The 12502-nt window shown below is 73.3% G+C and carries 11 protein-coding genes; 9 read left to right on the forward strand and 2 right to left on the reverse strand.

Annotation, left to right across the window (positions count from 1 at the left end; genetic code table 11):
• The first annotated feature begins 120 nt into the window (after positions 1-120).
• The 9 genes from cimA (at position 121) to OHT61_RS22145 (ending at position 10601) form a co-directional block, all read left to right on the forward strand.
• Complete coding sequence (gene cimA, locus OHT61_RS22105; RefSeq protein ID WP_329040589.1) at positions 121-1743, forward strand: citramalate synthase; 1623 nt, start codon at positions 121-123, stop codon at positions 1741-1743.
• Positions 1744-1768: 25 nt separating this feature from the next.
• Entirely contained in the window at positions 1769-2800 is a 1032-nt protein-coding gene (locus OHT61_RS22110) for a ketoacyl-ACP synthase III family protein (protein ID WP_329040590.1), read from the forward strand.
• A 113-nt stretch (positions 2801-2913) separates the two neighbouring features.
• Positions 2914-3900, forward strand: a complete 987-nt coding sequence (locus OHT61_RS22115; protein WP_329040592.1) for an aromatase/cyclase — start codon at positions 2914-2916, stop codon at positions 3898-3900.
• Positions 3887-4516 (forward strand): antibiotic biosynthesis monooxygenase family protein, encoded by a 630-nt coding sequence (locus OHT61_RS22120; RefSeq protein ID WP_329040593.1) that lies wholly within the window; start codon positions 3887-3889, stop codon positions 4514-4516. Before OHT61_RS22115 ends, OHT61_RS22120 begins: the two co-directional genes overlap by 14 nt.
• A gap of 134 nt (positions 4517-4650) precedes the next feature.
• Positions 4651-4842: an acyl-CoA carboxylase subunit epsilon gene (locus OHT61_RS22125; RefSeq protein WP_329040594.1), complete on the forward strand. Its 192-nt coding sequence runs from the start codon at positions 4651-4653 to the stop codon at positions 4840-4842.
• Between the two features lie 124 nt (positions 4843-4966).
• Positions 4967-6712, forward strand: a complete 1746-nt coding sequence (locus tag OHT61_RS22130) for a fatty acyl-AMP ligase (protein WP_329040595.1) — start codon at positions 4967-4969, stop codon at positions 6710-6712.
• Entirely contained in the window at positions 6709-8442 is a 1734-nt protein-coding gene (locus OHT61_RS22135) for an acyl-CoA dehydrogenase (RefSeq protein WP_329040596.1), read from the forward strand. Before OHT61_RS22130 ends, OHT61_RS22135 begins: the two co-directional genes overlap by 4 nt.
• A gap of 49 nt (positions 8443-8491) precedes the next feature.
• The gene (locus OHT61_RS22140; protein WP_329040598.1) at positions 8492-9742 is read left to right on the forward strand and encodes an acyltransferase domain-containing protein; all 1251 of its coding nucleotides are present in this window, start codon (positions 8492-8494) and stop codon (positions 9740-9742) included.
• Between the two features lie 13 nt (positions 9743-9755).
• Positions 9756-10601, forward strand: a complete 846-nt coding sequence (locus OHT61_RS22145) for a 4'-phosphopantetheinyl transferase family protein (RefSeq protein WP_329040600.1) — start codon at positions 9756-9758, stop codon at positions 10599-10601.
• A 51-nt stretch (positions 10602-10652) separates the two neighbouring features.
• Here OHT61_RS22145 and OHT61_RS22150 read toward each other — a convergent pair whose 3' ends face one another.
• Both OHT61_RS22150 and OHT61_RS22155 read right to left on the reverse strand, forming a co-directional pair.
• Positions 10653-11267, reverse strand: a complete 615-nt coding sequence (locus OHT61_RS22150; RefSeq protein ID WP_329043368.1) for a response regulator transcription factor — start codon at positions 11265-11267, stop codon at positions 10653-10655.
• Positions 11268-11292: 25 nt separating this feature from the next.
• Positions 11293-12501, reverse strand: coding sequence for a sensor histidine kinase (locus OHT61_RS22155; protein ID WP_329040602.1), 1209 nt, complete (start codon positions 12499-12501; stop codon positions 11293-11295).
• Position 12502: the final 1 nt, after the last annotated feature.

A 12502-nucleotide genomic window follows, 5' to 3' on the forward strand; every position in this document is an offset into this window, starting at 1 on the left:
CCGTCGTGTGCGCACGGTCCATCACCGCTCCAGCCTTTCTCCGGCCCGCCGCCGGACCGTGGGGGAAGTATCCGGACAGCGGCCGGCCATCGCCGGCGCACACAGGACAAGGGAGGGGCGATGGCCGAGCAGAGCTTCCAGCTCTACGACACGACCCTGCGCGACGGCACCCAGCAGGAAGGCATGGTGCTGACGGTCGAGGACAAGCTCGCCGTCGCACGCCGGCTCGACGACCTCGGGGTCGGATTCATCGAGGGCGGCTGGCCGGGCGCCGTGCCCAAGGACACCGAGTTCTTCCGCCGGGCCCGGACCGAGCTCCGCCTGAAGCACGCCGAGCTCGCCGCCTTCGGCGCCACCCGGCGGCCCGGGGTGCCCGCCTCCCTCGACCCGCAGGTCCGTGCCCTGCTGGAGGCCGAGACCCCGGTGGTGACCCTCGTGGCCAAGAGCCACACCGGTCATGTGCGCAACGCCCTGCGCACCACCCTCGCCGAGAACCTGGCCATGATCAGCGGCACCGTACGCCACCTCGTGCACGCGGGCCGGCGGGTGTTCGTCGACGCCGAGCACTACTTCGACGGCTACCTGCTCAACCGCGAGTACGCGCTCGCGGTCGTGCGGGCGGCGGCCGAGGCCGGCGCCGAGACCGTCGTCCTGTGCGACACCAACGGGGGCTCGCTGCCCGACGAGGTGGGCGCCGTGGTCGGCGAGACCCTCGCGCTGACGGGCGTGCCGCTCGGCATCCACTGCCACAACGACACCGGCTGCGCCGTCGCCAGCACCATGGCGGCGATCGACGCGGGAGCCGTCCAGGCGCAGGGCACCGCCCACGGCTACGGCGAACGCTGCGGCAACGCCGACCTGTTCACCGTGATCGCGAACCTGGTGCTCAAGCGCGGCCGGGAGGTCGTCCCGCTGGAGAAGCTGCGCGAGCTGGCGGCGACCGGGCGGGCCGTCACCGAACTGACCCAGGTGCCGGGCAGCGCCGCCGCACCGTACATCGGCGGCTCGGCCTTCACGCACAAGGCCGGCCTGCACGCGTCCGCGCTGCGCGTCGACCCCGACCTCTACCAGCACACCACGCCGGAGTTCGTCGGCAACACGATGCGCACCCTCGTCTCCGACATGGGCGGCCGCTCGTCGGTCGAGCTGAAGGCACGGGAGCTCGGTTACGACCTCGAAGCGGGCTCCGACGAGGTGGCCCGCGCCGCCGCGCGGGTGAAGGAACTGGAGAACGGCGGCTACAGCTTCGAGTCCGCCGACGCGTCCTTCGCCCTCCTGCTGCGCGAGGAACTGGCCGGCGGCCGGGGCCCCGTGCCCTTCGAGGTCGAGTCGTGGTCCGTCGGCGTCTCCGGCACCAGCGGCGGGGAGGTCAGCACCGAGGCCACCGTACGACTCGTGGTGCAGGGCCGTGCCGTCACCGCCACCGGCCGCGGCAACGGTCCCGTCAACGCCCTCGACACGGCCCTGCACACCGCCCTCGACCCCTGCTTCCCCGCCCTCGCCCGGCTCGAACTCGTCGACTACCGGGTGCGGGTGCTCAGCGGGGAGACCGGGAGCGGGGCCGCGGCCCGGGTGCTCATCTCCTACCGGGACGGGCAGCGCCACTGGGGCACCGTCGGCGTGGACGGCAACACCACGGCGGCCAGCTGGCAGGCCCTCCTCGACGCCGTCCACTACGTCCTGCTCGACGGGCCGCCCGGACGGGTCGACGACGCCCCGCCCCTGGCCGCCGCCACGGGCTGAGCCCGCGACCTCATCTGGAGTGACAGTGCGCCTGGAAGACGTCTACATACGGGGGACCTCCACCCGGCTCCCCTCCCGCATCGCGGTCGCCGACGCGGTCGCCTCCGGGGCCTGCCCGCCCCGGGTGGCCGCGGCGACCGGCATGGAGTCGGTGGCGTACTCGCCGGACGAATCCGCCGCGGAGATGGCCGTGGCCGCCGCCAGGACCGCGCTGGAGCGGTCCGGCAGCCTCGGCGGTGACGTCGGTCTGCTGCTGCACGCGGACACCTACCACCAGGGCCAGGACCTGTGGCCCGTCGCCTCCTACATCCAGCGCGAGGCGCTCGGCAACACCTGCCAGGCCATCGAGATCCGGCAGATGTCCAACGGCGGGCTCGCCGCCCTGGACCTGGCCACCGCCTACCTCACGGCGGGCCACGGCCACGGCGACGCCCTCCTCACCACCGCCGACCGGTTCTGCGCCCCCGGCATCGACCGCTGGAACACCGACCCGGGCACGCCGTACGCCGACGGCGCCACCGCGCTCGTCCTCTCCCGGCGCGGCGGCTTCGCCCGGCTGGTCTCGCTCGCGCTGTACGCGGACCCCGAGCTGGAGCCGCTGCACCGCGGCGACGACCCGTTCACCACGGCCCCGTTCGGTCACCGGATTCCCGTCGACTTCGAGGCCGCCAAGCGCGCCTTCGTCGGCCGGGCCGGGATCTCGTACGCCATCACCCGCGCCCACAGCGGCCAGCAGACCGTCATCAAGCAGGCCCTGGCCGACGCCGGGTCCGAACTCGCCGACGCCGACTGGGTGGTGCTACCGCACTTCGGCCGCCGCCGGCTCGACTCGATCTACCACAAACCGTTCGGCATCGACCCGGACCGCACCACCTGGGAGTGGAACCGGACCGTCGGACACCTGGGCGCCGGCGACCAGTTCGCGGGCCTGGACCACCTCACGGCCTCCGGCCGGGCCAGGCCCGGCGACCGGATCGTCCTGGTCAGCGTGGGCGCCGGCTACAGCTGGGGCTGCGCCGTCGTCGACGTACTCGAACCCCCCGGCGGGGCCGCCTGAGGGCCCGCCCCGCACTCCCCGGCCGGTTCCACCGTTTCTCCAGTTCCGCTTGAGCAATTCATGTCAGCCTTGTGATCCGCCCTGCTGCGGACTGTCCGAAGGGAAGGTTTGCCGTGGCGCCGACCGCTACGTCCGAGACCGAAGCACTCCATGTCACGGAGCACTCCATCACCGTGGCGGCGCCCGCCGCCGCCGTCTACGCACTCGTGGCCGACGTCACCGGGTGGCCCCAGGTGTTCGGGCCCACCGTGCACGTCGAGGTGCTGGAGGAGGCCCCCGCCGAGGGCGGCGACCAGCTCCTGCGCATCTGGGCCGTCGCCGGCGACAAGGTCCGCACCTGGACCTCACGCCGCCTCCTCGACCCCGTTGCCCGCACCATCACCTTCCGCCAGGTCGTCACCGCCGCGCCCGTCGCCTCCATGGGCGGCGAATGGCGCGTCCAGGAGCTCGAGGACGGCACCACGCGCGTCACGCTCCTGCACGACTACCGTGCCGTGGACGGCGACCCGGCCGCCGAGGAACTCATCGAGGCCGCCGTCGACGGGAACAGCCGCGCCGAACTCCTCGCCCTGAAGAACACCGCCGAACTCGGCGACGCCCGCGAGGAACTCCACTTCACCTTCAGCGACTCCGCCACCGTCTTCGGCGCCGCGGGTGACGTCTACGCCTTCCTGGACCGCGCCGACCTCTGGCCCGAGCGGCTGCCGCACGTGGCCAGGCTCGACCTCACCGAGGACGAGCCCGGCATCCAGCACATGGACATGGACACCCGCAGCCCGGACGGCTCCACCCACAACACGACGTCCGTCCGGGTCTGCTTCGAGGACCGCGACGTCATCGTCTACAAGCAGCTCCGCGTCCCGGTCGCCATGGCCGGCCACACGGGCCGCTGGGTCATCGAGTCGCTGGGCGACGGCACCGTCAGGGCCACCTCCTGGCACACCGTGACCCTGGACCCCGAGGGCGTACGGACCGCACTCGGCCCCGAGGCCACCCTCGCCGAGGCACGGGCGCTCGTGCGCAGGTCCCTCGGCACGAACAGCTCCACCACCTTGCAGCATGCCAAGCAGTTCGCGGAGGAAGCGCGTGCACAGTCGTAGTCAGGACACCCCTCTCACGGTGGTCAACCGGTTCGAGGTGAAAGGCGACACCGAACGGTTCGAGCGCGAGTTCAGGGACCATTCCCAGTACCTGCGCAGACGCGAGGACTTCGACTTCCTCGTCACCGTCCAGCTCGTCGAGCGCCCCGAGGTGTACGTGCACCTCGGCCACTGGCGGACCACGAGAGGCTTCCTGGACACCGTCCACGACGACACCTTCCAGGCCCACGTCAAACAGCTCGGCCCGCTGGTCGACACCGAGGTGGACCAGGCCGTCAGCGTGGCGCGGGTGCTCAGGGCGGACGCCGTGGTCGGCTCCGCGAACGTCCTGCTGACCCGGGCCAGGGTCTTCGGCGACCGCGCGGTCTTCGAGCGGTACTTCGCCGAGTCGGGCGAGCACTTCGCCCGGCTCGGCGGCTACGGCGGGAGCGACCTGCTGCGCTCCACGCTCCGCCCCGACGTGTACACCGGGCTGCAGTGGTGGCAGGACTCCGAGGACTGCGAACGCGCCCTGGCCGACGACGGCCGCCGCGCGCTCGCCGAGCAGATGCGCCGGACGGCGGACGTCGTCGAGGAACGCACCCGGCACGTGGCCTACGAGCGCGTCCTGACCTGACACCCCACCAGCACCACCGGAGCCGAGGGCCGCGGGCCCCCGCCCGGCCCCCGGGCCGGGCGGGACCCGGGCCCTCGGCTCCGGCGCGTCCCGGACGCGAGCCCGCTTCGAGCAGCTGCGCGCAGTCTGTAGGCATGGCGAATCCGATGCGCATCACCGTGGTCCGCGGCCGGCCCGACGAGGCGGAGCTGGCGGCTGTGACGGCCGTGCTCCTCGCTCTGGCCCGCCGCTCCGGGGAACCGGACGAGGAGACCCGGGCGGCCTACGCGGGCTGGACCGTCAAGCGCGGCGGCCACCGGCCCGCGGTCACCTGGGCCGCGCCGTGAGGCGGAGTTCGCCGTACATCCGGGGGCGGGGTCGAGGAACGCTCGAGTGCACACCCCCGCCTTGCCGACAGCAGAGCCCGTCGCGGCCCGTTTTTGACGGAGCCACGACACGGAAGGGGGAGGCGTGAACGGTCACCAGACTTTTACGGAACACATCCAGGCCCAGGCCGCCGGCACGCCGGACCGGGAGGCCCTCATCCTCCTCACCGAGCGGGACGGCGCGCTGCGGCCCCGCACCGTCGCGTACGGCGAACTCGACCGCGCCGCCCGCACGCTGGCCGCCGCGCTGCGCCGGCACGTCGCGCCCGGTGAGCGGGTGCTGATCGCGCACCGCTCGCGCGAACTGTTCACCACCGGCTTCCTGGCGTGCCTGTACGCCGGAGCCGTCGCCGTGCCCGTCGCCCCGCCCGGCGGCCGGGGACACCACGACGACCGGATCGCGGGCATCGTCAAGGACTCCGCGGCGGCGTGCGTCCTCACCTCCACCGAGGAGGCGGCCGAGGTCTCCCAGCTGCTCGCGCGCACCGGCCACGGCCACGTCGTCTGCCTGCTGGCCGACGGCCCCGCCGCGACCACCGCCGGAACCCCGGCCGAGCCGTTCGCGGCCACCCCGGACACGGTCGCCTACCTCCAGTACACCTCCGGCTCCACACGCGATCCGCGCGGGGTCGTCGTCACCCACCGGAGCCTGCTCGCCAACCAGAGGGCCATCACCGACGCGCTCGGCACCCGGCCCGGGACCCGGATGGGCGGCTGGCTGCCCCTCCACCACGACATGGGACTCGTCGGCCAGCTGCTGCACGCCCTCTGGCTCGGCGGCACCTGCGTGCTCATGACCCCGGGCTCCTTCGTCAAGCGGCCCGCGAACTGGCTGGAGACCGTATCCCGCTACGGCCTGACCGTCAGCGGGGCACCCGACTTCGCCTACGAACTCTGCGTACGCCGGATCAACGACTCGCAGCTCGCGGGCCTGGACCTGTCCCACTGGGAGGTCGCCGTCGACGGAGGGGAGCCCGTCACCCCGCACGTCCTCGCGGAATTCGCCGAGCGCTTCGCCCCCGCGGGACTGCGCCCCGGGGCGCTCACGCCCTGCTACGGGCTGGCCGAGGCGACTCTCCTCGTCTCCGGCACCCCCACCGCCCCGGCCGCGGCCACCCGCACCGTCGACGCCGCCGCGCTGGAGACCGGTGTGCTCACCGCCCCCGCCGGCCGGGCCCGGACCCTCGCGCACTGCGGACCCGCGGCCTCGGCGGAGCTGCGCATCGTCGACCCGGAGACCTGCCGCGCCCTGCCGGACGGCCGGATCGGTGAGATCTGGGTCCGCGGCGAGAGCGTCGGCCCCGGCTACTGGGGCCGCCCCGCGGAGACCGCCGCGGCCTTCGACCGCCGGATCGAGGGCGGAGGCGGGGGATACCTGCGCACCGGCGACCTCGGCACGCTGAGCGAGGGGCTGCTCCACGTCACCGGCCGGCTGAAGGACATGATCGTCATCGCCGGACGCAACCTCTACCCGCAGGACCTGGAACGCACCGTGCAGCAGGTCAGCGGCCTCTTCGGCGCGGCCACCGCCTTCGCGGTGCCGGGCGAGCGCGAACGCGTCGTCATCGTCCAGGAACTCCGCGCCCGCAGCCGGTACGACGTCGACCTGGCGGCCCTCGCGACCGCGGTCCAGCGGCGGCTGGGCGAGGAGTACGAGATCCGGACCTCCGCCGTCCTGCTCGTCCGCCCCGGCACGGTGCGCCGCACGACCAGCGGCAAGGTCGAACGGGCCGCCATGCGACGGCTGTTCCTGCGGGGCGAACTGACCCCGCTGCACCAGCGGATCGAGCCCGAGATCGAGGAACTGCTGGCGTCGGGGAGGCAGCGATGACCACATCGGAGGAGCGGATCGACGCCCTGGAGCAGGCGTTCGGCCCCCTCGACGACCCGGCCAACCCGCTCGGCACGGCCGGGCTGCTCGCCGCCGACGCGGCGGGCGAGGTACTGCCCGAGGCCGAACGCCTCCTGGACGCCTTCGACCTCAACGCCGAGTTCGTCCCCGCGGACGTGGGCGGCCGGCTGGAGCGCATGGACGTGCTCGGCCGGCTCCTGCGTCCCGTCTTCCGGCGCGACGCGTCCCTCGGCTTCGGCTACGGACTCAACTGCTTCTTCGCCACCGCCCCCGTGTGGACCGCGGGCGACCCGGACCAGCGCAGGCACGCCGCCCGGCTGCTCCTGGACGGCCGCCGCGTGGCGGTCGCCCGCCACGAGGTCGCGCACGGCAACGACTTCGTGCGCGACGAGTTCACCGCCCGCCCCGTCCCCGGCGGGCTGGTCCTCGACGGCAGCAAGTCCGCCATCGCCAACGCCTCCCGCGCCACCGGCCTGGTCGTGTTCGCCCGCACCGAGGGCGCCGAGCGCGGCCGCAGCCACACGGTCCTGCTGCTCGACCGGGACGAACTGCCCGCCGAGCGGGTCGAGGACCTGGCCCGGCGCACCACCACCGGAATGCGCAGCGCCGAGTTCGGCGGCCTGCGGATCAGCGAGTGCCCCGTACCGTCGGACGCGGTGCTGGGCGCCGTCGGCGACGGCTACGAGCTGTCCCTGCGCTCCTCCCTCCTCATCCGCGGGCTGATCCCGTCCATCGTCCTGGCGGGCGCGGACACCGCGCTGCGCACCGTCGCCCGGTTCGCCAACCGCACCCGCGCCGACGGCCGCTCCTCGCTGGACGTCCAGCACGTGCGCGACGTGATCACCGGCGGTTTCCTGGACCTGCTGGTCATCGACTGCCTCGCCCTGGTGGCCACCAGGGCGCTGCACCTGCTGCCCCGCCAGATGAGCGCCTACGCGGCGGCCGCCGCCTACCTGGCGCCCAAACTCGTCGCCGAGAGCATGGACGAGATGTCCTCGGTGCTGGGCGAGGAGACGTTCGCCCAGGACGGGGCGTACGGCATGTTCCAGAAGCAGCGGCGGGACCTTCCGGTGACCTCGCTGGGACACGCGGGAAGCGCGGGCCGGCAGGTCAGCATCCTTCCCCAGCTGCCCTACTTCGCCCGGCACGCCTGGTTCGCCGACCCCGAGCCGCCCCCCTCGCTGTTCCGTCCGCACGAGCCGCTGCCGCCGCTGGACCTGTCCCAGCCGGCGCTGCTCGGTGACGGCGACCCGCTCGCCGCGACCCTGGTCGCCTGCACCGACCTGCTCGAAGCGGTCGGCGGGCAGGGCGAGGAGGGGGACGGCGGCCCGCCGCTGCGCTTTCTGGCCAGGGCGCTCACCGGCGAGCTCGTCGAGCTGAAGAAGGCCTTCGAGAAGGTGCCCGAGGGTGACCGGGAGGCGCTGTCGAGCCCGTACAGCTTCGGCCTGGCCGACCGCTACACCCTCGTGCTCGCGGGCGCGGCCGCGCTCGGCGTGTGGCGCGAGCAGCGGCACGCCGGGCCCGGGCGCACCGACTCGTTCCTGGCGTCCCCCGCCTGGGCGACCGCGGTGCTGTACCGGCTCGTCAGACGGCTCGGGCTCCCCCTGCCCGACCGTCCGGAGGGCTGCGAGCGGCTGGTGCTGGACGAGGCCATGGCCCGGCTGCACAACCGCCGCAGTTACGACCTCTACAGCTCGCCGCTCGCCTGACCACCACCCCGGGCATCCCCCGCCCCAGAGCCAGACAGGGAGCACTCGCATGCAGGACCAACCCCCGCGCGCACAGGACGACTTCGCGGTGGCCCACCGCGAATGGCTCACCGAACGGGTCGCCCACTACCTCGGCCGGCCGGTGGACGACACCGTGTCGCTCGCCCAGGAGGGCCTCGACTCGGTGGCGGGCCTCAGCCTCTACGGCGACATCGAGGAGGAGTTCGGCTCCCTCATCGAGCCCGAGGACATCTGGGCCTACCCGACGCTCCGGCAGCTCGCGGACTTCCTGGCCATGCGGGACGTGAACCGGGGCGGCAGCAAGGTCCGCGCCGCGTTCGTCTTCACCGGCCAGGGCTCCCAGCACCCGGGCATGACCTCCGGGCTCTACCTGAACTCGACCGGCTACCGCGCCTTCCTGGACGAGGCGGACGCCGCGATCACCCCGTGGACCAAGCAGTCCGTGGTGAAGATGATCCTCGCCGACGACCCGGGCATCCACCGCACCGCGATGACGCAGCCCGCCCTGTTCGCCGTCGAGTACGCCCTCGCCCGCACCCTGGAGGAGGCCGGCGTGCACCCGGTGGCCGTCCTCGGCCACGGCATCGGTGAGTTCGCCGCGGCGACCGTCGCCGGCGCGCTCACCCTGGCCGACGCGGCGAAACTGGTGTCCATGCGGGGCGCCTTCATGCAGTACCTGCCGCCCGGCGGCGGCATGATGGCCACCTGTGTGACCCCCTACGAGGCCGCCGAACTCGTCGCCGCCGAACCGGCCGTGGGCATCAGCGCCATCAACGCGGCGAAGGCCGTCGTCCTCTCGGGCGACAAGGCGGCGCTGGAGCGCATCGAGGCACGGCTGGAGGAGCGCGGCGTGCCCTGCCGGCACCTCGCCGTGTCGCACGCCTTCCACTCGCCGCTGATGGCCCCCGTCGTCGCCAAGTTCGAGGCGATCGTCCGGCGGATGCCCGGCGGAGCGGCCCGGGTGCCGTTCTACTCGACGGTGTACGGCCGGCTGGCCACCGAGCCGCTCCACGCCCCGTACTGGACCGAGCAGATCACCGCGCCCGTCCGGTTCGCCGACGCCGCGCGCAGCCTGCTCGCGCAGCAGACACCCACGCACGTCGTCGAGATCGGCCCGCAGGCCGTCCTCAAGCCGTACCTGCGGCGGATGGGCGGCGGCCGCCGCGGCCCCGTGTGCCTGCCCGTGTGCCAGGGGCCGGCGAGCGACGCCGTGGACCTGGCAGGGGTGATCTCAGCCCTCGACGCCGGGCCGCTGGCCGCGGCTCTCTCCGGAGCCTGAGGTGAGGGCGCGGGTGGGACGCCTGCTGCTCGCCGAAGGCCCGGACGGCCCCTGGGAGGGGCTCCACGAGGAGCTGTCCCGTACCGGCAGCGTCGTGCTGTACGCGACGATGCCCGCCTGGCAGCCGCGCGGCGGCACCGAGTCGGACCTGCGCCGCCGGCTCGGCCGTGACTGGCGCCGCTACGAGACGATCACCCAGCCGCGCATCCGGGAACGGTTCGTCGCCTCCCGGCTGTTCCTGCGGCAGACCGCGGCGGCCGCGCTGCGGACAGCCCCGGACCTGGTCGACCTGGCGTACCAGCCGGGCGGGCGGCCGTACGTGCGGGGCTGCGACCAGATCGACGTCAGCCTCAGCCACACCGAGGAGATGATGGTCGTCGGCCTCACCCGCAGGGGCCGCATCGGTGTCGACGTGGAGCGGGCGGACCGGCGGCTCGCGCACACCGGTTCCGAGCGCCAGGCGTGCACCCCGTACGAGAAGGAGCGGCTGGACGCCGGCGGCGAGGAGGCCCGCAACGACACGATGGTGCGGCTCTGGACCCTCAAGGAGGCGTACAGCAAGGCACTCGGCCAGGGGCTGCGCTTCCGGTTCACCGAGTTCGGCTTCGCCCTGGACGGCGCGTCCAGCCGGCTGGTGCGCCCGGACGGGTCGCCCGTGCCCGGCGGGGAGTGGCAGTTCGTGACCCGTCCGGCGGGGGAGGGGTACGTCGTCAGCGCGGCGGTGTGCGACACCGGCTTCGGTGAACTGTCGGACCTGTCGGTCGGCACCACCCTGGACGCCGGGATGCTCGACGCCCTGATGGGCGCGCCCGGGGCGGGACGCCCGGCCCCGCCGAAGAGCCTGCCGGGTGACCTCTGACCGGGCGGTCACGCCCGCGTTCCGGTCGGAGGCCACCGGGCATGCTCCGGGTCACGGCAGCCAGCCGGCGTCCTCCGCGATGCGCATCGCGTCGATGCGGTTGCGGGCGCCGAGCTTGCCGACGATCGCCGTCAGGTAGTTGCGGACCGTGCCCTTGGACAGGTAGAGACAGCCGGCGATCTCGGCGGCGTCGGCGCCGCGGGCGGCGAGCCGCAGCACCTCCAGCTCGCGGGGCGACAGCGGATTCTCCGGTGAGTCCCACGCGGTCAGGGCGAGTTGCGGATCCACGACCCGGCGCCCGGTGGCCACCGACCGTACGGCCAGGGCGAGCTGGTCCGGCGGGGAGTCCTTGAGCAGGAAGCCCGAGACGTGGGCCGACAGGGCGCGGCGCAGCGTCCCGGGCCGCCCGAGGCTCGTGAGGATCAGCGTGCGGCAGCTGGGCAGCTGTTCATGGAGTTCGGCTGCCGCCGTGAGCCCGTCGATGCCGGGGAGATCGACGTCGATGACGGCCACGTCCGGTTTGGACACGAGCGCCGTCGGCACGATCGTGTCGCCGCGGTCCACGGCCGCGACGACGTGCAGATCCGGCTCCAGCTGGAGCAGCGCCACGAGCGCGCCACGGATCATGTGGACATCCTCGGCGAGGAGGATTCTCACATCCAGCATCATTACCCCCGGTCAGATGGTGTGGTCAGGCCACGGCGGTTCTCTCGGAGGCCGCCGGGGCGAGGATCAGCAGCTCGTCCTCCTGGTTGCGCGGCTGCAACGGCGCCCAGACCTCCAGATGGAAGCGCCCGTCCCCCCGCAGTCCCGCGTCGAGGCCGCCGCCTATGGCGTCGAACCGGCAGCGCAGGTTGGCGAGTCCGCTTCCCCCGGACCGTGCGGAGAAGACGTCGGCCTGTGCGTTCGGATGGTCGTTCGTCAGTCCGAGACGGACCGTTTCTTCCTCCACGGACGCCGTGATGGTGCACACGCGCACCCCGCTGTGCCGCAGGATGTTGGTCACCCCCTCACGCAGTGCCGTGGCGAGCACGGTGTCGACGACCGGATGCAGCCGCCCGCACTCCACCCGGACGTCGGCGCGGATGTCCGCGGCCGAGAGCACCGCCCCCGCGGACTCCGCCTCCTCGGCCAGGGACATGTCCCGGTAGCCGCTGGACACCAGCCGTACGTCGGCCAGCGCCTGGCGTGCCACCCGCAGCACCGAGAGCGTCTCCTCGCGTGCCTTGTCGGGACGGCTGACGATGAGCCGCTGGATCAGCTCCCCCTTGAGCGTGATCGCGGAGAGACTGTAACCGAGCAGGTCGTGGAGGTCCCGGGCGAACCTCAGCCGCTCCTGCGTCACGGCCATCCGGGCGAGTTCCTCCCGGGTGGCGTGCACCTCGTGCACCAGGTCCGTCAGGCGGGTCAGGCCGTAGATGACGAGTCCGGTGAGGATGCCGGCGATCGTGAAGTACAGGACGAGGTCGACGGTCGCCCCGGCCAGCACGTTGTAGACCGGGATGAAGGCGATCAGCAGTCCGTAGCTCGGCCAGGCGTAGCGAGCCGGGAGGGTCAGCAGCAGCGACGCCGCGAGCGGACCCTCCATGCTCCCCCAGTTGGTGCCGAACCAGACGAGCGGCGCGAAGGTGAGCGCCACTTGTACAGAAAGGACAAGCGCTTTCCGGCCGGTCGGCCACCGGCGGGCTTGCGGCGACGAGACCGCGAACTGCACGCCGAACACGGCCAGGACCAGTGCGACGCAGACGACCAGCTGCCCGGTCGGCGGGCGCGTCCGGACGACGTTGAGCACGGTCATGGTGCTGTAGCAGAGCAGGGCCACGACGATGACGGCGCGGGCCAGCCTGGGCGCGGGCGCCTGTGACCGGGGTGAGAACGGAGCGATGTTCCTCGTCGGCATG

Origin of the sequence: Streptomyces sp. NBC_00178, from assembly GCF_036206005.1 — a bacterium.
In the GTDB taxonomy this organism is placed as follows: Bacteria; Actinomycetota; Actinomycetes; order Streptomycetales; family Streptomycetaceae; genus Streptomyces.